Source organism: Desulfurobacterium pacificum, assembly GCF_900182835.1.
Taxonomy (GTDB): domain Bacteria; phylum Aquificota; class Aquificia; order Desulfurobacteriales; family Desulfurobacteriaceae; genus Desulfurobacterium_B; species Desulfurobacterium_B pacificum.
In genome coordinates, this window is record NZ_FXUB01000002.1 from 58,939 (window position 1) to 80,010 (window position 21,072).

Here is a 21,072-nt window from a genome sequence, read left to right on the forward strand (position 1 = left end):
GATTGGCGCACACAATTAACTCACGGGGAAAGAGATGGTAAATAAAAAGATATCTATTAAACCTGCCGATATAAGAACAAAAGAGTTCAGCAAAAAACTTTTCGGATACGACCCAGATGAAGTGGAAGCGTTCCTTAATGACGTTGCAAACGCTTATCAAAACCTTTTAAACGAAATAGAAAACTTGAAGAAAAAAACTCCAGAATACAAAACTGAGATGCTGATTGAAAAGGCAAAAAGAGAGATAGAAAAAATCGTCCAGAAGAAAACGGAAGAAAAGGAACAGCTTGAAAGAAAGAAGAAGGAATTGGAAATTGAAATAGAAAAGCTAAAATTAGCTCAAAAGAAGGTCTACGACAGACTTAAATTAGCAATTTTAGATATGACGCGAATCTTGGAGGAGTTAAAACCAAATGCTAAAAGCGAAAAAGAAGGAAAACGGACTGATAATAGAAGTAAAAGTCCAGCCGAAAGCGTCAAGAAACAAGATAGAGAAAGTGGAAGAGGGAAGACTGAAGATGAAAGTAACAGTTCCGCCGGAAGGGGGAAAGGCGAACAAAGCGGTAGTTGAACTGCTGTCAAAGGCTTTGAAAGTCCCTAAATCAAGAATAGAGATAATAAAAGGTGAAACCTCAAGAATAAAAACGCTTTTTATAGAGGGGATATCGCCAGAAACAGTTGAGGCAAAATTGGGAATTAAAGTTGCTGTAACCTCTTGACATTTAAAATTTAAAATAGTATTTTCACTTTAAGCCTTATGGCACTTTAACTTAAACCAACTTTAGGAGGGAGCGGCATGACAAAGAGTGATTTGGTAGCAGCAATCGCCGAGAAGGCAGGAATAAGAAAGAAGGACGCAGAAGCAGCTCTCAACGCATTCCTTGAAGTAGTAACAGAAGCTTTGGCTAAGGGCGACAAGGTAGAAATCAGAGGCTTCGGTACGTTCCTCATGAAGGAAAGAGCTCCAAGAGTAGCAAGAAACCCAAGAACAGGAGAAAAGGTAGAAGTACCTGCAAAACTCACTCCTGCCTTCAAGCCTGGTAAAGACCTCAAAGAAGCTACTGAAAAAGAACTCAAGAAAAAGAGAAAGTAACTTAAAGGGGGAGGTTTAATCCTCCCCTTAATTTACTAACTTAAACATTCTGTTAAATCGTGGTAGATGTTTGTTCCCATCCCAAGAGAAAAAGATAATTCTTGCTATTCCAACAATCTCCTTTCTCTTTACAAATCCCCAGAATCTGCTGTCATAACTGTTGTTTCTGTTATCTCCCATCATCATATACTCGCCTTTGGGGATAACGAAAACTTGAGTATTGTCTCCTCTCGTTCCCGTTTTAAGTATTAAGTGCTTCTTTACCCCTCCCTCTTTTCTCGGAAGGAACTCGTAGTAAAGCTTTCCAGTCACCTTCTCGCCGTTCTCAACGTAGGAGTATTCCCCTGCAGGTTGATACTTACAAGGTTTTCCGTTTATGTAAACCTTTCCATCTATAACTTGTACCTTATCTCCGGGAAGTCCTACAATCCTTTTTATATAGTAAACGTCTTCATTTAACGGAAAGTGGAAAACGACAACATCGCCCCTGTCTGGATTCCTGAAGTGATAAGTAACTTTATCAACCAATATAAAGTCGCCGACCAAAAGCGTTGGTATCATAGAACCCGAAGGAATGTGGAAAGATTGAACGATAAAGGTTCTTATGATGAGAGCTAAAACAAGGGCTATTGCAAAAGATTTAAGGTTTTCTATCAGCTTTTCTCTATCCACAGCATCTCTCCGACAATTCTTTATATATTTGTAGCAAGCAAATTATACACGGGAGGGCAGATTGAAAAGCAGATTCCTTCTAATCGTTATTTTCAGTCTTTTCCCTGCACTATGCTACGGAGGAAACGATAACTCAGTATCCCTTTCCTACTCTGAAACTTCCGGAAATACTAACACAAAGGCTTTTTCTGCAGGATATCAGATAACAAAAGATATAGGAAAGTGGAATCTTTACTCTGAAGGAAACTACCTCTATAAAGAGGACAATGGAAAAGAAAGTGCCAACAGAGTGTCTATGGAAAACAGGGGTGAAAGAAGCATATCGGAAAAGCTGTCCTTCTTCGTGAAGAATTTTATTTTCTCCGACAGGTTTTCCGGTTACGATTTTAGAGTAGGAATTGGTCCCGGTATTGCGTGGTATCCTTTTAAAACCGAAAAACAGCAACTAAGGATAGGAACAACCGTCAGTTACGTTTACAATAACTACGCAGATGGAACTACAGACAGCTACGGTCAGTCTGAAATCTCTGTAGACTATACAAGACAGCTTAAAGAGAACGTTCAGCTTGAGCAAGGAATTGATTACCAAATATCTCTAAAAAACGGCAATGACTACTTCATTCACAGCAAAACCAATTTAAAAGTAGGATTAACTGAAAACCTTTCACTTGAGATTTCCTACACGGTTGACTACCAGAACTTGTTACCTGAAGGAACGGAATACCACACGGATAAAACGTTTTTTACGGGAGTTGTGTATAGCTTCTGATGGTTGAATGGATATTGTGGGAAATTTTGTTTGAAGCTGGAAAGAGAAGGGAGACGTTTTACTACAGCGAAGTGGTGAAAGAATTGCAAAAGAGGAAAATATCTATAGGTAAAGGGAGACTCGCTTATAGAAAGCTGGTTGGCTACTTGCACAGGGTTTGCTTCTACACGTACAACAACTGGAAAATCCTCCCCGGCTCCATCATCGTCACCAAAAAGGATAAAATCCCCTCCATCGGCTACTTTAAATTTCTAAATCAATTAGGCGTTTGCAAAGGCACAGACCTTTCAGCATGGGAAAGAGAAAAGAGGAGATTCTATGAGTTCTGTCGTAACTTTTGACGAAGAAACGCTCCAGGCACTTTACGGCGTTAAAAAACCTGCAAGCTACCTTTCTTTAGAGTTAAATCTAAAATACCACCGCTTTGAAGAAAGAGAAGTCAGGTTCGTTCTAACCTATCCAGACCTTTACGAAATCGGGACTTCCCATATAGGCGGAAAAATCCTCCTCCACACCATCAACAACCTGACAGACTTTGCCCTCATGCACAGAGCTTACCTGCCCCGACCCGACATGCAGGAATTTATGAAAAAGCGGGGAATTCCCCTTTTCACGATAGAAGAGAAGAGACCGGTGAGGGAGTATGAGTTGTGGGGATTTTCCCTGTCATCAGAACTCACCTACACCAACCTTCTTAAATGCCTTGAGCTTGCCGGTATTCCTCTACTTAGCGAAGAAAGAAAAGGCTTCCCGATAGTATTTGCAGGAGGTCCCTGCGTTTACAACCCCGTTCCGCTATCACCTTTCGTTGACTTCTTCTCAATCGGTGACGGCGAAGAAACTCTAATAGAGGTGGCAAAAACATTAAGAGAGGTTAAAAAGCAGGGAGGCAGCAGAGAAGACTTCCTTCACGCAATAAAAAACATTAAAGGAGTTTGGGTTCCGAAATTCGGCAGATATCCGGTCAAAAAAGCCATCTTTCATTCCTTTTCACCCACTTATTTCCACACCAACTTTCCCGTTCCAACGGTTGAAACATCTCAGGACAGAATAGCCATTGAAGCGTCCCGCGGATGTTTAAGGGGCTGCAGGTTCTGTCAGGCAGGCTACGTTTACAGACCTTACAGAGAAAAAGATGAAAATACAATTCTCAAAATCCTTGACGAAACGTTTAAAAACACAGGATACGAAGAAGCCTCTCTTTCTTCTCTTTCAATATCTGACCACAGCAGATTCAACCAATTAGTTCCGTTGATAATGGAATACTGCTACAAAAACACGATATCTCTTTCCCTTCCATCAATGAGAGTTAAAGGCTTCAATCCTGACTTAGCATCCCAACTGATGCAAGTTAAAAAAACAGGTTTTACGCTGGCACCTGAAGTAGGCTCAGACAGGCTGAGAAGTTGTATAAACAAAGACCTAACCAACGAAGACCTATACAGAGCAGTAGAAGGGCTGTTTGAAAGAGGCTGGAACAGGCTAAAGCTATACTTCATGATAGGACTACCCTTTGAAACGGAAGAAGACATAGATGCTCTCATAGAAATGCTCTGGCAGGTTCACAAAATCGGAAAACGATTTAAAGGCAGAAAACACTTAGCAGCAGGTATTTCCATATTCGTTCCCAAACCTTTTACTCCGTTTCAGTGGGAAGCCTTCAGCAGCAGAGAAGAAGCAGAAGAGAAAATCCAGAAAATCAAGAAAAAATCCCCCCGCACCTTCACCTTACGCTTCCACGACTACCGCCAATCTCTCATTGAAGCCATTCTAACGCGAGGCGATGAGGACACGGCAAAACTTCTACTTTCTGCCCACAAACACGGCTGCCAGCTTGACGAGTGGAACGAATACTTAAACTGGGAAGGCTGGCTGAAAGCCTTTGAAGAAACGGCATTTCCAGTTGAAAAGGCAATCGCCAAAAGAGATATAAATGAAGAACTACCCTGGGACTTTATAAAAGGCGTTGTAACGAAAAAGTTTCTGTTAAGAGAACTTGAAAAAGCAAAAAACGCCATCAGAACGCCAGACTGCAGAATAGCCGGATGCCACGGCTGCGGCGCCTGCACAAAAGAAGAAATAGAGAAGCTCAAAGAACACCCGATACCGGAAAAGATAGAATTCACCGTCCCGCCGCGCCCCAAAAAAGAATTTCCTCTAAAGAAGAAGTTAGCAGTCGTATTTGAAAAAGTGAAAGAAGCAAAATTCCTATCTCTTTTAGACTTGACGAGAGCCTTCACCCGGGCGTTCAGAAAATTCCAGATACCCTTAAGATATTCTCAAGGCTTTAACCCCCACCCCAAACTAAACATACTCTTAGGCTTACCCGTAGGCGTTGAAGGATTGGGCGAAATCGTCGAAGTAGAACTAACTGAAGACTTTACCTTTTCTAAAGAATTAATAAAAGAAATCAACAACTTCCTGCCCAACGGACTCAGGCTCAAGTCAGCCTTTGAAATAGACAAAAAAAGCAGCCTCATAAACAAAATCACAGAAGTAACCTACCACATAAAACCCCTAAAAGAAGCAGGAAACTGGGAATTCCTAAAAACAGGAACGCTCATAGACAGAAAAGGCAGAGAAATCAACCTGAAAGAGAAGATAAAATCCTACGGTTTCAAAGACGGAATACTAACGGTTGTTTTAACCGTTACAAACGGCAATATTTTAAACGTGCAAGACCTGCTCAACGCAGCAGGCTTAAACCTTGAAAACACAAAAGTATGGAGAGAACCGCTTGTCAAAAGTTAACAAACAGATTTTGATAAACGCTCACACAAAAGAAGTAAGAATAGCCGTTTTAGAAGACGGAGAGTTAGTAGAGTTCTACGTTGAAAGGAAAGGCAACAGAGGAACGGTCGGCAATATATACAAAGGAAGAGTCCACAAAATCGTTCCTGCCGTTCAGGCAGCATTCGTTGACATAGGCATATCTAAAAAAGCTTTCCTCTACGTAAAAGACGCCGTAACAGTAGAGATAGATGAAGAAGACGAACTTTTTGAAAGCGGCGAGTTTGAAATAGAGCTTCCATCAATAGAAGAGGTTTTATCGGAAGGACAAGAGGTTTTAGTTCAGGTAGCGAAAGAACCGATAGGAACAAAAGGTCCCCGCGTCACAACCAACATCACCGTCCCCGGACACTACTTAGTCCTTCTGCCCACAATAAACCGTATTGGAATATCAAGGAGAATAACCGACGAAAAAGAAAGAGAAAGACTAAAACAGATAGCCGAAAAGATAAAACCGGAAAATTACGGACTAATCATAAGGACGGCAGCAGAAGGAATTTCGGAAGAAGAAATAGAAAAAGATTTAGCCTACATACTAAAGGTCTGGAGAGGACTTTTAGAAAAGGCAGAAAAAAGACCTCCGCCGGCGCTTCTCTACCAAGACCTTGAAATAGTCCCCAAAACTTTAAGAGACCTCTTAACAGAAGACGTATCAGAAGTTCTCATAGATTCCCGCAAAGAATTTGAAAGGGCGGTCAGCTTTGCAAAAGCCTTTATCCCCAGACTTGCAAAGAGAATTAAGTTTTACGGTCAGAACGTTCCACTATTTGAAAAGTTCGGCGTTGAAAGGGCAATAGAAAAAGCGCTATCACGAAAGGTTTACCTTCCAAACGGCGGCTACATAGTTATAGATGAAACAGAGGCACTGGTTTCCATTGACGTTAACAGCGGAAAGTTCAGAAACACAAAAACGTTAGAAGAAACTGCTCTTGAAATAAACTTAGCAGCAGCAAAAGAGATAGCAAGACAGCTACGCTTAAGAGACATAGGCGGAATAATTGTCATTGACTTCATAGACATGAAAAACGAAGAAAACAAAAAACTGCTCCTTGAAACGTTAGAAAAAGAGTTAGCAAAAGACAGGGCAAGAACGAAAATCGTCAGCATGTCAGATTTAGGCTTGGTTGAAATGACGAGAAAAAGAGTAAAGAAAAGTTTAGGTAAAAGCCTGACAATGACGTGTCCCTACTGTGAAGGTAAAGGAAGAGTTAAATCTTTAGAAACCGTAACGTTTGAGGTGGAAAGGGAAATCCTTCAAAATCTTAAAACTAACCCTGCTCAGTGTAAAGTTATAAAAGTTTATGCAAATCCTTTAGTGGCGGAAAAACTGACAACGGACGAAAAAGATATAATTGAGAGAATTGAAAAGCTATACGACAAAGAAATAAAAGTTGTACCTGTTGAACACTACCACATAGAGAAATTTATGGTGGTTAAAGGATAAATTGAGAGGAGAACGATGAAAAGAAAGCTACTCTTGACCACAGCCTTAGGAATTGCCCTGTTTTCCTGTTCTAAAATCCCCACCACAACTCAGGAACAGTATAGAGAAGGGATTAAAGCCGCCTATCAGCAAGACTGGGGAAGAGCAGAAGAACTGCTAAAGAAAGCACTAAACGGCGAATTGTCACCGCAGCAGCAGGAAAAGGCAAAACTCTTTTTAGCCGATGCCTACTTTAACGACGGAGACTTTGAAAACGCAGCCTTAAACTACGAAGAGTTTTTAGAACTATACCCCGCATCACCTTACGCAAAAGACGCCATGTTCAGGTTGGGCGTCTGCTACCTCAATCTCATAAAAGGTCCTCAGTGGGACCAGACCTTCACAAAAAGAGCTATAAACACCTTTGAAAAATTCATAAAGCTCTACCCAAACGACCCTCGTGTTCCCAAAGCTAAAGAATACATTAAATTAGCAAGAAAAATCTTAGCAGAACACGACATCTACATCGGCGGCACCTACGACATGCTGAGAAAGTTTACCGCATCAATTCAAAGATACAAATTGGCAAAAGAGAAATACTCAGACGTTGAAGCACCCGACAGGCTTGATTACCTGCTTGGAAGAGCTTACTACTTCACTTACATTCAGGCTGACGATGAGATTTCAAGGCTGAAAGATAAGTTAGAGCAGGAAGAGGAAAGGCTTCACTCAAACGACCCGGACGAAAGAAGAGTAGCTAAATACAGAATAAAGCTGATAAAGTCAGACATAGAAAGGTGGAAGGAAACAGCTAAAAAGAACCACGTAATCGGCGAAAAGATACTCAAAGAAGTTGCCGAAAAGTATCCCAATTCACCTTACGGCATAAAAGCAAGGAGAATCCTCTTAGGCGAAAAAATCCTAAATGTTGAACCTGTAATAAACCCGATAAAACACTCCATTTGGTGGAAGATTAAAGAAACCTTTTAAGGAGGTAAAAAAGCTTGGATAGTATTGAAAAGCTCAAAGTTGCACTCAAAGCAGCACTTGACAAGAAAGCTGAAGACCCGACAATTTTAGACTTAAGAGGATTGACCACCTTAGCCGATTACTTCCTCATAGTTTCAGCAACGTCAGACACACACGCAAGAACGATAGCAGACGAAGTAGAACAAAAACTTAAAGAAAACGGTATCCTTCCGGTCAACGTAGAAGGATACGACCAGGCAAACTGGATTTTGATAGACTACGGTGACCTTATCGTTCACGTGTTCCGTCCAGAAACGAGAGAAACCTACAGCCTTGAAACGCTCTGGATGGATGCGCCAAGAATAGAACCTTCAGAGTTGATAAACGAATAATCGGGGCTCCTTCTGGAGTCCCTTTTAGCTGGAGAAGCTGTGAAAGTCAGAGTAGTAGCAGTTGGAAAAATCCCCCCTCACTTCCACCAAGCCCAAGAATACTACGCCCGCAGAGTTCCGTTCCTCAAAATCGTTGAAGTAAAAAAGAAAAAAACCGTTGAAGAAGAAGGAAAAGAACTTCTGAAAGAAGCAAAAGGCTTCACAGTAGCGTTAGACGAAAGAGGCAAGGAGCTGACCTCTATTGAGTTTGCCAGACTACTTTCCTCAAAAGCAAACCTTTCCTTTCTAATAGGCGGCGCAGACGGACTATCAGAAGAAGTAAAAACAAAAGCCGACTTTACCCTTTCCCTTTCAAAAATGACGCTCCAGCACGATGTAGCAAGAATCGTCCTTTTAGAACAAATTTACCGGGCTTACCTGATAAACAAAGGCTCACCTTACCATAGATAAAAATCGGCACTTGGCGCCCTGATAGGTATCAAGTTCTTCCATTCTTTTTCTTATCAGATTAATTACCCTATTCTTCTCTCTGTGGCTGCACCACTCAGGCGCTATCAGTAAGTCTTCAGGAGCTTCGCCTGTAACTCTTTGAACAACTATATCTGGGCGCAGCCTTTCTATAAACCTTACCGCAAGGTTAACGTAAGAATTCAGCTCCAAAAGAGAGAACTTTTCTCTCTCGTAAATTTCAGCTAACTTCGTATTTTTAATGACGTGGAGGGGGTGGATTTTTACGCCGTCAACCCTGATAGCTGAAAGGAAGTCAGCAGTTTCAAGCATATCTTCTTCATCTTCAAGGGGAATTCCCAGAATAACGTGAGCACAAATCTTTATTTTTTCAAACCGACGCGTCCTTAAAACGGCATCAATAAAGTCGGAAACGCCGTGTCTCCTGTTCATCCACCTTAAAGATTTAAAGTGAGGGCTTTCCAGTCCGTACTCTATCCATACCTGATAGTCTTCGGTGTAGGAATTTATAAGCTCAAGGACTTCATCTGGAACGCAGTCAGGTCTCGTTCCAATTATTATTCCAACAACTTCGCTAAACTTTCTTACCGTATCGTAGATTTCCTTTAACTTTTCAACAGGCGCGTAGGTATTGGTAAAAGCCTGAAAGTAAACCAAAAACTTCTCTGCCCCATAGCGCCTTTTAACCCTTTCAATTCCTTTAGCTATCTGTTCTTCAACGCTTAAAAGCCTTTTGTCAGGGTTATATTCGGAACCAGCGTAACAGTAGATACATCCCCCCGTCCCTTTCGTCCCATCTCTGTTGGGACAGGTAAAACCTGCATCTACCGTTACCCTGTAAACCTTTGCGTTAAAAGTTTTCCTGAGGTATTCAGAAAAGGAGAAATACCTCATTACTCCTCTTCTTCTTCAAACTCTATACCGATAGGAACGAATTCCGCAATATCTTCCAGTCCCCATTCTTTAAACTTGTTAAAGCCCTCTTCTTCGCACTCTAACGGAACGACAAAGATAAATCCTTCACCTGACATTCTGCAGTGTTCCGCTATGGCTTTTGCCTTAGCTTCTGCTTCTTCAGTATTAACGGTTTGACAGTCTTCAACTTGAACAGCTATCTGGTGTCTTTCGCCGTTTTCGTCCTCGTAAACGGCTAAAAAGTCTGGAAGGTATTCCTCCTCTTCCGACTGAGGTTCATAAACCTCAAACCCCTCCTCTTCCATGAGAACTGCCATGATTTCAATTAATTCTTCTTTCGTTAACCTTTCTTCCATCTCTTCTCCCCACATTAATTTCGGTTTTCAGTCCATTTTCAATTATAATTTTTTTACTCTTAACATGTGTTAAAACCAAAAAGGACTACTGAATGATAGGGACTGCAGAAGTAAAGTCAAGGGCGCAAGAAATACTGAAACCTTTAGCCGAAGGGCTGAAAAGCTTAGGAATAACTCCAAACCTGTTAACAGTAGCAGGCTTCATTTTCTCTCTGGTTAGCAGTTTCTTTATCTGCATCGGAAGTCTAATTGGTGGAGCGTTCTTCTTCGCTCTTTCAGGTTTGTGTGATATGTTAGATGGAATAGTGGCAAGAACAACTAACAGCACCACTAAATTCGGTGCTTTTTTAGATTCCTTCTTAGACAGATACGCTGATTTTTTCCCTCTATCAGCAATAGCTTTCTTAGCTTTTAAGGAACAAGACTCTTTACTGCTGGCGTTTTCACTTCTTTCTCTAATGGGTTCGTTCGCCACAAGCTATGCAAGAGCAAGAGCGGAAAGTTTAGGAGCAGACTGCAAAGCTGCATTGCTTGAAAGACCAGAGCGGTTTCTGTTGATACTGTTAGCCCTACTAACAGGATACCTCAACTTTTTCATAGGCGTCCTGGCGGTATTTTCTAACGTTACGGCGGTTCAAAGGTTAATCTGCGCTTTTAAAAGGTTAAAATGAAAAAACTGCTTCCGTTCTTAGCAGTTCTCCTTTTTATCTCTACTTTCATTACCTATGCGTTACGCGATTTTCTCTTCCCAAAAGAAGTAAACGTTAAACTGAAAATTAAAAAGGGAGAAAGCGTTAAGCAGGTAATTGAAAGGCTCAAGGAGCAAAACGTTATCTCTCACGTTTTACCGGTCTATATCTGGGTTAAACTCAAGAAACTTAAAGTGAAGGAAGGATGTTACGAGTTTAGCGGTAAACTAACTGCAGGAGAAATTCTTGAAGAGTTCACCAAAGGGCATCCCTGCCTTGTTTCTTTTACAATTCGTCCAGGTGATGACTTGTTTTCTGTTGATAAAACGCTGAGCCAAACGGGAATCTGCTCAAAGGGTGAAGTTTTAAAGCTTTCAAAAGATAAAGATTTTTTGAAAAAGCTGAATATCCCTTTTTTAGAAGGATACCTGTTTCCCGATACTTACAAAGTAGCACAAGAAGCAAACTGCAGAAAGGCTCTAAGCGTTCCAGTAAAAGAATTTAAAGATAGAGTATATCCGCTGTTTGAAGGTTATAACCCTCCTCCTTTAGTAAAAAAGGCGTTAAAGAAAGTAACTTTACCGAAAATTCTCATTGTTGCCTCAATAATAGAAAAAGAAACGTCCAACGAAAAGGAAAAACCTTTAATAGCGAGCGTAATATACAACAGGCTTACAAAAGGGATGAAACTCCAGTGTGACCCAACCGTTTTTTACGCCTACAAAATGGCAGGGATAGAGAAGAAAAGGCTTCACAGGGGAGATGTGGATTTTCCATCTCCGTACAATACCTATTACGTAAGGGGCTTACCCCCAACGCCCATCTGTAATCCATCTCTCAGTTCCATTAAAGCTGCCATGTATCCTGCCAAAACCCAATACCTTTACTTCGTGGCATATGGCAATAAACACCTTTTCTCAAAAAGCTATAATCAACATTTAAAACTAATCAGGGAAATTTACAGGTATGGCAAAGCGGTTCGTAATAGATAGCGCTGGAGAAAAATACCCCTTCTCAAGGGGCGTTTTGGTAAGGTCTTTAACCAAAGCAGGACTTACCGTTGAAGAGGCTTACAAGATAGCAGACGAGGTTGCTTCCTCGTTTAAAGGCACTATCACTTCTGAAGAGCTGACAAACTTAGTTTATTCTATTTTGAAAAAGAAATTCGGAACAAAGGTTGCGCGGCGCTACAAGAGGTTAGTTGGTGAAAGAGAAATTTTAGTCGCAGAACCAGACGGCAAAACGTTCGTTCCTTTCTCAAGGGGAATTTTAGCAGGTTCTATCCGTTCGGCAGGGGCAAGCGTTCAGGAAGCGTTTGAGATAGCGAAAGAAGTTGCGGAGGCTTTAAGGAAAAAAGGAGTTTTCCGCGTAACGAGAAACGAACTGAGAGAGATTACCGCGGAATTGATAAGCAAAAGGTTAGGAAAAGAGTTCAGCAAGAGATACTTACTCTGGCGGAAAATCAAACATTTAGGAAAGCCTTTAATCATTTTGATAGGCGGAGCAACCGGTGTAGGGAAATCTCGCCTCGCCGCAGAGCTTGCAGGCATTTTGGAAATCAACAGGATGGCGTCAACCGATTCTATAAGAGAAGTTATGAGGAAGATGATTTCAAAGGAGTTAGTTCCTTCCATACACGTATCAAGTTACGAAGCCGGAAAGGTTATCTACAAGTTCGGTGAAATGAGTAAGAAAGACAAGATTATCTACGGATTTTTAGACCAGGCTGAAAAGGTTTTGACCGGCGTTGAGGCGGTAGTGTGCAGAGCTATTAAAGAGAACGTCAGTTTAGTTGTTGAAGGAATACACCTGCTACCTGGTTCTTTCAAAAAGTTCTGCGACAAAGCGTACGTTGTGGAAATCCTACTAACAACCTTAGATGAAGAGATTCACAAAAGCCGATTCTACTCACGGGAGAAAAAATCCTCCCGCACCAGCAAAAAATACCTGCGCAACTTTAGAGCGATAAGAATCATTCAGGATTTTCTCTACCACCTGGCAAAAGAGAACGGAACGCCAATAGTTGAAAACATAGATTTTGATGAAACGAGAGACAGAGTTCTTCAAATAATTACAGATTCTCTCATCAAACAGGTAGGAGTGTAGGATGCTGGCGGTTTATGTGGGGGTGGGTGGATTTTTAGGCGCAATAGCGAGATTTCTCATAGCCGGATTCGTTCAGAAAACGTTAGGAACAACGTTTCCAGTAGGAACGTTATGCGTCAACGTTTTAGGAAGCTTCTTGATAGGTTTTTTAGTAATGGTGTTTGAATACGTTATAGCACCAGAATGGAAAGCAATGTTAATAACAGGTTTTTTAGGGGCATTAACAACCTTTTCAACCTTCAGCTACGAAACAGTAGTTCTTATACAGGAGGGGCTTTTCCTTAAAGCGTTTTTCAACGTTGCCGTTAACGTAATAACCTGTCTTACAGCAACCACAGGAGGTATAGCTTTTTTCCGTCTCCTATTTAGAGTTTAACAGTGTCATTGGTATAATTGATTAATAATTTAATCGGGGGGAGAAAATGAAGAAGTTTTTATTATTTCTACTTTTCTCACTATCAACGCCAGCCTTTGCAGGTAGTTTTCCACCAGAACTTGAAAACTTCCTAAAAATTAAAGAGTTCAAAGCAAAATACCGGATAAAACTGAAAACGGAAAATGTAAAGAGCGCAAGAGAAGGGACTTACACCTACTACAGAAAAGAAGATAAAAGCAGAATAGACATGTCAGTTCCTTCCCAAAACGTAGAAACAAGAACCTACACCATAAATAACAAAAGTTACGCCTGTGCTAAAACCCCACAAGACCGATGGTTTTGCTTCCTCATGGGTTCTACAAACTTCACTTCCCGTCAAACAGAAAAGCCCCTAAACATGAACGACCTTTTCTCCTCGGAAAAGGAATACAAGAAAATCGGTACAAAGATTGTTAACGGACACAAAACTACCTGCTACTTAGTAAAAGATGGAGAGAAAACAACAATATGCGCCGATAAAGACGGCATCGTCTGGTATTTAAAAACAGAAGGTAACGAAAGTACTATGGAAATGACCTTAGAAGAATTCAGGAAAAAGGTATCCAACGATGCCTTTAAACTACCCGCTCCTCCACTTGCTCCATCACCTGCACCTCAGATGCCGCCAGGTCAATTTCCGCCTCCACCGGGGAACCTCCCCCAGAACGTACCTTCCTTTCCTATGATGAGATAGAAAACTATAGCCCCCCTTAAAGGGGGACTTAACTAAGATAGCGTAATCTGTTTTACTTCCATTATCTCTGGAATCTTCTTAATCTCTTCTATAGCTTCAGCAGGAACGTCATCATCTACCAAAATTACGCCCTTAGCTTCTTTACCTTTTTCCGTTCTTCCAAGCTGGAACCCGGCGATATTAACGCTGTACTTACCTAAGATAGAACCTAACTTTCCTATCACTCCCGGAACGTCAATATTCTTAATGAGTAAAAGCTTTCCTTCTGGCGTTAAGTCAAACAGGAAGCCGTTAATCTCAACAATTTTAGGGAACTTATCGTCCATAACCGTTCCGGCAATGGTGAACTCTCCTCTATCAGACTTGCAGGAAACCCTTATTAACTTCTTGAAATTAATACCTTCAGGTCTCTTAACTTCAACAACAGAAATTCCTTTCTCTTTCGCAAGGAATGGAGCGTTTATCAAATTAACAGGGATATCAACAATCTTCTGTAAGAATCCTTTGAGAAAAGCAGTAACTAAAGGAGATGTATCTTCTCCCAAGTCCCCTCTAAACTCAAGAGTTATCTCCTTAGACCTTGAGCAAGCAACCTGAACAGCAAAAAGTCCAAGCTTCTCAGCAAGCTCCATAAATGGCTTTAAAACTTTCGCTGCAGCAGTATCCTCGTAAGGAGCGTTAACGGCGAACTCTACCTCTTCACCCCTCAAAGCAGCAAGCACCTGATTGGCTATTATCACTGCAACGTTTGTTTGTGATTCGTAAGTATTCGCACCTATGTGAGGAGTAACTACAATGTTCGGTGCTTTAAGAAGAATGTTATCGGTTGCAGGTTCTTTTGCAAAAACGTCAATTGCTGCTGCTCTAACTTTACCGCTTACAAGCGCTTCATAAAGGTCTTCCTCGTTAATAATTCCTCCCCTCGCTATATTGAGGAGAATAACGCCATCTTTCATCTTCTCAATCTCTTTCTTAGTTATCATATTTTTCGTTTCTTCTGTTAGTGGAGTGTGAACCGTTATAATGTCAGACCTCTTAAGGAGTTCATCAAGCTCATCAACTAATTCAACTCCAAGTCTCTCTGCCTTTTCTTTCTTTATGTAAGGGTCATAAGCTATGACCTTCATATCAAAAGCTTTCGCCCTAATGGCAACTCTTGAACCTATTCTTCCAAAACCGATAATTCCAAGCGTTTTGCCTGCAAGCTCAACGCCCATAAACTTCTTCCTATCCCACCTTTTCTCAATCATTAAAGAGTTATGAGCGTAAGGAATCTGCCTTGCGGCTGCAATCATCATTCCCATTGTATGTTCTGTAGCCGCTAAAGTGTTGCCGGTCGGAGCGTTAACAACTAAAATTCCTCTTCGTGAAGCAGCGTCAAGGTCTATATTGTCAACACCTACACCTGCTCTACCGACAACTTTTAATCTCTTGGCTCTCTCAAACAGTTCTTCTGTCACAGGCGTTCCACTTCTCGTAATTAAAGCGTCGTATTCGTGAATTATTGAAAGAATTTTGTTGAAATCTCTAAACAGTTCTGGGTCATAGGTAAGCTCAACATCTGGTTGACTTTTGAGAAGATTGATTCCCGCATCCGCTATATGTTCTGTAACTAAAATTTTGAATTTATCCATTTATAACCTCCTACTGATTGTTAGTTGCTGATTATACTGCATCGTAAAGAAACCTTACTACGTTAGTCGCGTAACTTCCAGATGGCAGAGAAAAGGACAGCTTAACTCCCCATTCAAACTTTTTAAGTTTCAAACGTTTCACTTCAGCAAACGTTCTCCTTTTAAAAGGATGAAAAAAACAGGAAAGAGGAAGAAAATCCCCCACCTCAACACCTCTCCCTCTCAACACCTTTTCATAAATATTCCACTCCTTTTCAGGGTGAAAAATCCCCACCTCCCTCTCCTTCAACTCTCCAACGTCTTCCATCGGAAATACCATAAACCCCACCTTATACTTAAACTTCAAATAGTTTTCCGTTCTTCTCATCACTTCTTTCGCAAGCCACTCGTTAAAAAGAAAACTCTGAAAAACGTTAAACTGAAACTCAATTTCCCTTTTAGGAATCAAAGAAAACGCCTCTTCAAAACTTTTCCCTTCAGCTAAAGCCTTGGCTACCTTTTTTCTCCACCCTTTAAAATACTTAGCTGCCTCTTCGTAATTGCCAGAAATAAACACCTTCTTACCCTTCCTATCTCTTGAACCTTCCCAACCTGCAGGCGTAAAAAGGTAAAGCAAAGCCTCCTTTTTTAATCCCTTTGCAAGCAATTCTGCGAAAAACGCTCCTTTCCTGACAGGCGTAAACCGCTGTTCGCCATAGTAGTTGGGGATACCAAAACGCCTTAAAACCTCTACTCTTCTACTATCGGGCAGTTCTGCATTACGAACTTTTATAGTGAATTTATTTTCTTTTATCAAAGATGGTGATAGCTTTCTGTTTAAAAAACCCACTTCTTTTAGCTTTATCCTTTCATCGGAAGGTTCTCTTAGCCTTTTGTCTGAAGGAACGGCTATGAATTGGGTTGTAACAGCGTTTTTATCCTTTAGACCGCAGTAAGATATAAGGAGAGAAGGAACGCTTGAACTTTTCGCTACCTTTCTGATTGCTTCGTCAGTCTCAAGCCCTTTCTTTGTAAGCTTATAAACTCTGTAAGCTCCCTCCTTCTTTAAAGGAGTTTTTAAAATTTCTTCTACAACGAAATCTTCAGGAATTGTCTTAATCTTAGCCATTACACTTTCTTAATGAATAAAAATCTGCGGGTAAAATCCACTCCTTCAGGTTTAAGAACAACCTCTTCAACCTCATAACCAGGTATTTCCCCTTCAAATTTCTCTCTTCCCCTGTAGATGCACAGAACAGCACCTTCTTCTAAAAACTGAGAAGTCATCTCAACAGCCGTTTCAGGGTCTTTAACCGCTCTCATCAGCAGGTAATCGTAATCGCCATAATGCTCCTCTATTCTCTGGCAGAAAACCTTCACATTTTCTAACTTTAGCTCTCTTTTAACCTGTTCTAAAAATACACATCTCTTGTGCCTTGACTCAATTAGGCTGAAAAAAGAACTCTTAACAACAATGGCAAGCGGAATTCCGGGAAATCCTGCTCCACTTCCAACGTCGCAAAATCTCTTTTCAGAAATGCTCAAACCCGCTTCTTCAAAAGCTTTCAAACCTAAAAGGGAATCAAAGAAGTGTTTAACCTCTATCTCCTCGTCAGAAAGTAAAGAGGTAAGGTTAATTCTCCTTCCCCACTTTTTCAAAAGCTCCTTATACTTCTCAAACTGATTCAAACATATATCTTCTATCTCAATACCGTTGAGAGAGCAAAGCTCTTTAAGTCTTTTCACGAAACTCACCTCTTTTCCACTTCTCTATGTAGATAGAAAGTATAGGTATAGATGCAGGTCTAATTCCTTCAAGTCTTGCAGCCTGACCTAAAGTTAAAGGCTTCATCTCTTTTAACTTTTGTTTTTCCTCTATAGATATAGGAACAACGTCGTAGTCAAAATCTTTCGGAATTTTCACGTTCTCAAGTTTTCTGAACCTCCTTACTTCTTCAAGCTGTCTCTTTATGTAACCTTCGTACTTAACCTCTATCTCTACTTCTTCCAAGATTTCCCTTAAAAGTTTCTCATCGTCAACAGAAACCTTTACAGGAACAACCTTTAAGATATCTTCTAATTTGACTTCCGGTCTTTTAAGGAGTTCGTAAGCGCTCTTCGTCTCTTTAATCTCAACGGGGCTTTCAGAAGGTTTAATCTTTATCTCCTTAAGTTTCTCTATGAAAACTTTTACTGTTTCATACTTCCTCTTTACCCTTTCGTACTGCTCTCTCGTTAACAGCCCGAACTTGTAGCCGTATTTCGCCAGCCTGTAATCGGCGTTATCGTACCTCAGCAGTAACCTGTACTCAGCGCGGGAAGTAAATAGCCTGTAAGGTTCTCTAACTCCTCTATTAACTAAATCGTCAATCATAACGCCTATGTAAGCTTCATCCCTACCTAAAACGAACCTTTCATCCTTACCCATAGCGTAAAGGGCAGCGTTTATCCCGGCAACTATCCCCTGACCCGCAGCTTCTTCGTAACCGGTCGTTCCGTTTATCTGACCTGCGTTGAAAAGACCTCTTATCAGCTTCGTCTCAAGTGTAGGGTAGAGGTGCGTCGGGTCAACGAAGTCGTACTCAATCCCGTAAGCCGGTTTTATTATCTTTGCGTTTTCAAGTCCGGGAATTGAATGGATTATTTGCTCCTGAACGTCGTAAGGAAGGCTCGTTGAAGTTCCGTTCGGATAAAACTCTACAGTGTTTCTTCCCTCTGGCTCAACGAAAACGTGGTGTCTCTCTTTATCTGGAAACTTAACGATTTTATCTTCAATGGAAGGACAATAACGAACGCCGACGCCTGTTATAAGCTTACACTCCCCGTACATAGGAGAACGGTGAAGGTTCTCCCTTATTATCCTGTGAGTTTCCGGCGTGGTGTAAGTTAACCAGCACGGAATTTGCTCAATCTCTTTAGGTTCTGTCCAGTAAGAGAAAAAGGGAGGTGGCTCATCGCCGTCCTGCCTTTCCATTTTTGAAAAATCTATCGTTCTTCCATCTATCCTTACAGGCGTTCCTGTTTTTAATCTTGCAACGCGAAAGCCATGCCTTTCGTAAAAAGAGGAAAGTTTATTCGCAGCAGGTTCCCACATCCTACCGCCTTCAAACTCTTCAAAGCCTATGATTATCTTTCCTCTTAAAAAAGTTCCAGCGGTAACCACAACCGCCTTTGCACCGTACTTAGCGCCTAAATGGGTGACCACCCCTTTCACTTTTCCATCTTCAACTATAATGTCATCAACTATTTGCTGCACAACGTCAAGATTGTCCGTTTCCTCTATAACTCTTTTCATCCTCTCTCTGTAGGCGTACTTATCCGCCTGCGCCCTTGGTGCTCTTACAGCTGGTCCCTTCTTTTTGTTCAAAATCCTGAACTGAATGCCGGTGGCGTCTATGTTCTTAGCCATTTCACCGCCTAAAGCGTCTATCTCCCTGACGACCGTTCCCTTCGCCACGCCACCAATAGAAGGGTTACAAGACATTTCAGCTATTCTGTCGCTATTGATAACAAACAGCGCCGTTTTACAACCCATTCTTGCCGCAGCCAGAGCAGCTTCACATCCGGCATGCCCGGCACCAACGACTATGACGTCGTAAACGCCATCCCACATCTTAAAACTCCACTCTCACTTTTTGTCCTCTCTTAACGCCTAAAAGAGCAGCTGCGCTTGTCATGTAAGCAACTATTTGCAGATACCCTTCAGGATTAATAGAAATAAACAACTCTCCCTTTTGAACTCCAGAAAATGAAGACAAGAACTTTTCAATTCTCTTACCGTTTATCTCCACAGACCTTACAGGTTTGTCAACAGGCAGGTTTAGAACAACGTTGCCGAAGGAATCAACGTCAAGAACAATCGTTTCTACAACGTTATCTGAAACTCTAACGTTAGGAGGAAGCTTAAACAGCTTTAAGCGGTTTTTCTCCACCTTTTCGCCAAAGTGAGACGGATTTTGCAACCTTGAAAGCTCTGCTGCTATAGGTGCAAGCTGATTTCTTCCCCTAAAGTTTCCTTTTCCTTCCAAAAAGTAATGGTCTGCAGTTATAAGGTAAACGCTCTCAATAGGTTCTTCTTCTGCCATCAAACTTACTATTCCGTTGTTTGGGCAAACGACAAAGTACCTTTCAGTAGAAACGATAACAGGTTCAGCATTAGGGTCAGGGTCAACTAACGCTAAAAATACTGTTCCTAAAGGAAAATATTTGTAAGACCACTTCAGCTTTACAGCTCCATCAACAACGTCAAAAGGGCGAACGTTATGGGTTATGTCAATGATTTGAATCTCCGGGTCGGTACTTTTAATAACAGCGTGAACAGTTCCAACGTAGTGGTCTTTTAAACCGTAATCGGATACAAGAGCTACTATTTTTTCCATCCCGCCTCCTCATCGCACAAATCGGTTAGCTTCTTCAATTCTAATTCTATCCTTTCTTTGAGTTCATCTTCTGAAAGTTGCGCCGGATATACAGGTTTCCCAACCCTTACTACACATCTTGAAAAAGGCAGAGGCAACATAAAACTATCCCACGAGTTAAAACGATAACAGGGTTTTGCCGAAAAGCTTATCGGATATACGGGAACGCCTGTCTTCATAGATAGTTTTACTATCCCTTTCTTTACCTTTTCAGCAGGTCCTTTCGGTCCATCAGGAGTAATGGCTACAGCCTCTCCTCTTGAAAGAATTTTTACCATTTCAAGAAACGCTCTTTCTCCACCTTTCCCCTTTCCTGTAGAACCCCTTACGGTTTTAAACCCTATTGCTTCTATCAACTTAGCTGCAAACTCACCGTCCCTATGCCTGCTGATTAGAACGTTCACCTTTTCAGCGTAGCGTTCAAAAACAAAAGGAAGGACGAACATCCTCCCATGCCAGAAAGCAAATATGGAAGGAAACTGTATAGGAGACAGAAACTCTACATCAATCCGCAGAGTTCTCACCCAACCTTTAAGAAGAAATGCAAGTAAACGTTCTTTATCTATTCTCAAAGTTCACCTTCACCCTTACTTCCGATATACCTTTCATACTTTTAGGAAAAGGAGGAAAAGGCTCAGAATCGTAAATAGCCGTTATTGCTGAACGATTAAACGGTACACTGGAAGAAAGTTTTTCAACGTTTATCTCCTCCACCTTTCCATTACTCGCTATGGTAAGGTAAATGGTTACTATTTCCTTGCTCTTTTCTTCTGTGTACGGCGGCTGCCAATTTGAGAGAATTTTATCTCTAACTCTTAACAGGTAAGGAACAACCCTACTCATTTTAACGGCTGGAACTTTTTCTTTCCCGTTTTTTTTGGCGTTGTTTGAAAAGACAAGAGAAAGTTTCCCGTTACCTTGCTCCTTTCTAACTTCAACAAACCTGTTGCTTAGAACTATTCCTCTGTCAGAAAAACGGTTGTTGTCGTTTCCCTTATTCTGGTTAGAAGAGACCTTGGCGTTAAACTTTGTAGCCTTTTTTGAACTTTTACCGTCAGGAACGAAACTTTTATCGGAAGGAGAAGACTCTTCCTTACTTCCTTTAACTGCCCTTTCACCTATCAGATTTGCATCAACTGCAGTATCAAAAGTTAAAGGTACTGTTTCCACCAACTTGTAAGTCTTTGAAAAAATTACTCCTGAAAAAACGGGAATGGAAAAGATAACTGCGTGAATAAACACCGAAGCTAACGAGGAGAAAAAGGTAACCTTTCTATCTTCCATATAGAT

The 21,072-nt window shown here is 41.1% G+C and carries 25 protein-coding genes; 15 read left to right on the top strand and 10 right to left on the bottom strand.

The features are described from left to right. The first annotated feature begins 34 nt into the window (after nt 1-34). The 3 genes from QOL23_RS03985 (at nt 35) to QOL23_RS03995 (ending at nt 1,093) form a co-directional block, all read left to right on the top strand. Complete coding sequence (locus QOL23_RS03985; RefSeq protein WP_283400299.1) at nt 35-571, top strand: DivIVA domain-containing protein; 537 nt, start codon at nt 35-37, stop codon at nt 569-571. Continuing rightward, the gene (locus QOL23_RS03990; RefSeq protein WP_283400300.1) at nt 498-719 is read left to right on the top strand and encodes a DUF167 domain-containing protein; all 222 of its coding nucleotides are present in this window, start codon (nt 498-500) and stop codon (nt 717-719) included. The genes QOL23_RS03985 and QOL23_RS03990 overlap by 74 nt, the downstream gene beginning before the upstream one ends. Nucleotides 720-796: 77 nt before the next feature. Then, nucleotides 797-1,093: an HU family DNA-binding protein gene (locus QOL23_RS03995; protein WP_283400301.1), complete on the top strand. Its 297-nt coding sequence runs from the start codon at nt 797-799 to the stop codon at nt 1,091-1,093. A gap of 27 nt (nt 1,094-1,120) precedes the next feature. On the opposite strand, the gene lepB is transcribed toward QOL23_RS03995, so the two are convergent. After that, nucleotides 1,121-1,765, bottom strand: coding sequence for a signal peptidase I (gene lepB, locus QOL23_RS04000; protein ID WP_283400302.1), 645 nt, complete (start codon nt 1,763-1,765; stop codon nt 1,121-1,123). A 61-nt stretch (nt 1,766-1,826) separates the two neighbouring features. Between lepB and QOL23_RS04005 the strand changes: the two genes are divergently transcribed. Genes QOL23_RS04005 through QOL23_RS04035 form a run of 7 tightly spaced genes read left to right on the top strand, consistent with a single transcriptional unit; the run spans nt 1,827 to nt 8,558 of the window. Continuing rightward, on the top strand, nt 1,827-2,534 hold the full coding sequence (locus tag QOL23_RS04005; RefSeq protein WP_283400303.1) for a DUF481 domain-containing protein: 708 nt from the start codon (nt 1,827-1,829) through the stop codon (nt 2,532-2,534). After that, entirely contained in the window at nt 2,534-2,875 is a 342-nt protein-coding gene (locus tag QOL23_RS04010; RefSeq protein WP_283400304.1) for a hypothetical protein, read from the top strand. Before QOL23_RS04005 ends, QOL23_RS04010 begins: the two co-directional genes overlap by 1 nt. Then, entirely contained in the window at nt 2,853-5,285 is a 2,433-nt protein-coding gene (locus QOL23_RS04015; RefSeq protein WP_283400305.1) for a TIGR03936 family radical SAM-associated protein, read from the top strand. The genes QOL23_RS04010 and QOL23_RS04015 overlap by 23 nt, the downstream gene beginning before the upstream one ends. Next, nucleotides 5,272-6,768 carry an Rne/Rng family ribonuclease gene (locus QOL23_RS04020; RefSeq protein ID WP_283400306.1) on the top strand — a complete coding sequence of 499 codons (1,497 nt, stop codon included), beginning with the start codon at nt 5,272-5,274 and terminating at the stop codon, nt 6,766-6,768. Before QOL23_RS04015 ends, QOL23_RS04020 begins: the two co-directional genes overlap by 14 nt. 15 nt (nt 6,769-6,783) lie before the next feature. Continuing rightward, the gene (locus QOL23_RS04025; protein WP_283400307.1) at nt 6,784-7,737 is read left to right on the top strand and encodes an outer membrane protein assembly factor BamD; all 954 of its coding nucleotides are present in this window, start codon (nt 6,784-6,786) and stop codon (nt 7,735-7,737) included. Nucleotides 7,738-7,751: 14 nt separating this feature from the next. After that, nucleotides 7,752-8,108 (top strand): ribosome silencing factor, encoded by a 357-nt coding sequence (gene rsfS / locus QOL23_RS04030; RefSeq protein ID WP_283400308.1) that lies wholly within the window; start codon nt 7,752-7,754, stop codon nt 8,106-8,108. 39 nt (nt 8,109-8,147) lie between these two features. Continuing rightward, entirely contained in the window at nt 8,148-8,558 is a 411-nt protein-coding gene (locus QOL23_RS04035; protein ID WP_283400309.1) for a 23S rRNA (pseudouridine(1915)-N(3))-methyltransferase RlmH, read from the top strand. Here QOL23_RS04035 and mnmL read toward each other — a convergent pair. Together mnmL and QOL23_RS04045 are read right to left on the bottom strand one after the other, a co-directional pair. Further along, the gene (gene mnmL / locus QOL23_RS04040) at nt 8,541-9,470 is read right to left on the bottom strand and encodes a tRNA modification radical SAM protein MnmL/YtqA (protein WP_283400310.1); all 930 of its coding nucleotides are present in this window, start codon (nt 9,468-9,470) and stop codon (nt 8,541-8,543) included. The genes QOL23_RS04035 and mnmL overlap by 18 nt on opposite strands. Next, nucleotides 9,470-9,847: a hypothetical protein gene (locus QOL23_RS04045; protein WP_283400311.1), complete on the bottom strand. Its 378-nt coding sequence runs from the start codon at nt 9,845-9,847 to the stop codon at nt 9,470-9,472. Before QOL23_RS04045 ends, mnmL begins: the two co-directional genes overlap by 1 nt. Nucleotides 9,848-9,939: 92 nt before the next feature. On the opposite strand from QOL23_RS04045, the gene QOL23_RS04050 reads away from it, so the two are divergent. The 5 genes from QOL23_RS04050 to QOL23_RS04070 are packed head-to-tail and all read left to right on the top strand — an operon-like array spanning nt 9,940 to nt 13,751. Continuing rightward, on the top strand, nt 9,940-10,518 hold the full coding sequence (locus QOL23_RS04050; protein ID WP_283400312.1) for a CDP-alcohol phosphatidyltransferase family protein: 579 nt from the start codon (nt 9,940-9,942) through the stop codon (nt 10,516-10,518). Continuing rightward, complete coding sequence (gene mltG / locus QOL23_RS04055; RefSeq protein WP_283400313.1) at nt 10,515-11,528, top strand: endolytic transglycosylase MltG; 1,014 nt, start codon at nt 10,515-10,517, stop codon at nt 11,526-11,528. The genes QOL23_RS04050 and mltG overlap by 4 nt, the downstream gene beginning before the upstream one ends. Continuing rightward, on the top strand, nt 11,503-12,642 hold the full coding sequence (locus QOL23_RS04060) for an ATP cone domain-containing protein (RefSeq protein ID WP_283400314.1): 1,140 nt from the start codon (nt 11,503-11,505) through the stop codon (nt 12,640-12,642). The genes mltG and QOL23_RS04060 overlap by 26 nt, the downstream gene beginning before the upstream one ends. A 1-nt stretch (nt 12,643) precedes the next feature. Then, a complete protein-coding gene (gene crcB / locus QOL23_RS04065) occupies nt 12,644-13,018 on the top strand; it encodes a fluoride efflux transporter CrcB (protein WP_283400315.1) in 375 nt (124 codons plus the stop codon). 46 nt (nt 13,019-13,064) lie between these two features. Next, nucleotides 13,065-13,751, top strand: a complete 687-nt coding sequence (locus QOL23_RS04070) for a hypothetical protein (protein ID WP_283400316.1) — start codon at nt 13,065-13,067, stop codon at nt 13,749-13,751. Between the two features lie 32 nt (nt 13,752-13,783). On the opposite strand, the gene serA is transcribed toward QOL23_RS04070, so the two are convergent. From serA to QOL23_RS04105, 7 genes are read right to left on the bottom strand one after another with little or no spacing between them, the layout of a single operon-like run. Continuing rightward, nucleotides 13,784-15,385: a phosphoglycerate dehydrogenase gene (gene serA, locus QOL23_RS04075; protein ID WP_283400317.1), complete on the bottom strand. Its 1,602-nt coding sequence runs from the start codon at nt 15,383-15,385 to the stop codon at nt 13,784-13,786. A gap of 31 nt (nt 15,386-15,416) precedes the next feature. After that, nucleotides 15,417-16,493: a tRNA pseudouridine(13) synthase TruD gene (gene truD / locus QOL23_RS04080; RefSeq protein ID WP_283400318.1), complete on the bottom strand. Its 1,077-nt coding sequence runs from the start codon at nt 16,491-16,493 to the stop codon at nt 15,417-15,419. Further along, entirely contained in the window at nt 16,493-17,110 is a 618-nt protein-coding gene (gene rsmG, locus QOL23_RS04085) for a 16S rRNA (guanine(527)-N(7))-methyltransferase RsmG (protein ID WP_283400319.1), read from the bottom strand. The genes truD and rsmG overlap by 1 nt, the downstream gene beginning before the upstream one ends. Further along, entirely contained in the window at nt 17,097-18,977 is a 1,881-nt protein-coding gene (gene mnmG / locus QOL23_RS04090; protein WP_283400320.1) for a tRNA uridine-5-carboxymethylaminomethyl(34) synthesis enzyme MnmG, read from the bottom strand. Before mnmG ends, rsmG begins: the two co-directional genes overlap by 14 nt. Nucleotide 18,978: 1 nt before the next feature. Next, entirely contained in the window at nt 18,979-19,743 is a 765-nt protein-coding gene (locus QOL23_RS04095) for an SAM hydrolase/SAM-dependent halogenase family protein (protein WP_283400321.1), read from the bottom strand. Then, entirely contained in the window at nt 19,731-20,354 is a 624-nt protein-coding gene (locus tag QOL23_RS04100) for a lysophospholipid acyltransferase family protein (RefSeq protein WP_283400322.1), read from the bottom strand. The genes QOL23_RS04095 and QOL23_RS04100 overlap by 13 nt, the downstream gene beginning before the upstream one ends. Next, the gene (locus tag QOL23_RS04105; RefSeq protein ID WP_283400323.1) at nt 20,341-21,066 is read right to left on the bottom strand and encodes a TonB family protein; all 726 of its coding nucleotides are present in this window, start codon (nt 21,064-21,066) and stop codon (nt 20,341-20,343) included. Before QOL23_RS04105 ends, QOL23_RS04100 begins: the two co-directional genes overlap by 14 nt. Nucleotides 21,067-21,072: the final 6 nt, after the last annotated feature.

What these genes read in the sequence shown, in the direction of transcription:
- crcB (WP_283400315.1), top strand. Translation starts at nt 12,644, where the DNA reads ATGCTGGCGGTTTATGTGGGGGTGGGTGGATTTTTAGGCGCAATAGCG.
- QOL23_RS04050 (WP_283400312.1), top strand. Translation starts at nt 9,940, where the DNA reads ATGATAGGGACTGCAGAAGTAAAGTCAAGGGCGCAAGAAATACTGAAA.
- serA (WP_283400317.1), bottom strand. Translation starts at nt 15,385, where the DNA reads ATGGATAAATTCAAAATTTTAGTTACAGAACATATAGCGGATGCGGGA.
- QOL23_RS04015 (WP_283400305.1), top strand. Translation starts at nt 2,853, where the DNA reads ATGAGTTCTGTCGTAACTTTTGACGAAGAAACGCTCCAGGCACTTTAC.
- QOL23_RS04095 (WP_283400321.1), bottom strand. Translation starts at nt 19,743, where the DNA reads ATGGAAAAAATAGTAGCTCTTGTATCCGATTACGGTTTAAAAGACCAC.
- mnmL (WP_283400310.1), bottom strand. Translation starts at nt 9,470, where the DNA reads ATGAGGTATTTCTCCTTTTCTGAATACCTCAGGAAAACTTTTAACGCA.
- QOL23_RS04045 (WP_283400311.1), bottom strand. Translation starts at nt 9,847, where the DNA reads ATGGAAGAAAGGTTAACGAAAGAAGAATTAATTGAAATCATGGCAGTT.
- QOL23_RS04060 (WP_283400314.1), top strand. Translation starts at nt 11,503, where the DNA reads ATGGCAAAGCGGTTCGTAATAGATAGCGCTGGAGAAAAATACCCCTTC.
- QOL23_RS04105 (WP_283400323.1), bottom strand. Translation starts at nt 21,066, where the DNA reads ATGGAAGATAGAAAGGTTACCTTTTTCTCCTCGTTAGCTTCGGTGTTT.
- QOL23_RS04025 (WP_283400307.1), top strand. Translation starts at nt 6,784, where the DNA reads ATGAAAAGAAAGCTACTCTTGACCACAGCCTTAGGAATTGCCCTGTTT.
- mnmG (WP_283400320.1), bottom strand. Translation starts at nt 18,977, where the DNA reads ATGTGGGATGGCGTTTACGACGTCATAGTCGTTGGTGCCGGGCATGCC.
- QOL23_RS03995 (WP_283400301.1), top strand. Translation starts at nt 797, where the DNA reads ATGACAAAGAGTGATTTGGTAGCAGCAATCGCCGAGAAGGCAGGAATA.
- QOL23_RS03985 (WP_283400299.1), top strand. Translation starts at nt 35, where the DNA reads ATGGTAAATAAAAAGATATCTATTAAACCTGCCGATATAAGAACAAAA.
- QOL23_RS04010 (WP_283400304.1), top strand. Translation starts at nt 2,534, where the DNA reads ATGGTTGAATGGATATTGTGGGAAATTTTGTTTGAAGCTGGAAAGAGA.
- mltG (WP_283400313.1), top strand. Translation starts at nt 10,515, where the DNA reads ATGAAAAAACTGCTTCCGTTCTTAGCAGTTCTCCTTTTTATCTCTACT.
- truD (WP_283400318.1), bottom strand. Translation starts at nt 16,493, where the DNA reads ATGGCTAAGATTAAGACAATTCCTGAAGATTTCGTTGTAGAAGAAATT.
- QOL23_RS04070 (WP_283400316.1), top strand. Translation starts at nt 13,065, where the DNA reads ATGAAGAAGTTTTTATTATTTCTACTTTTCTCACTATCAACGCCAGCC.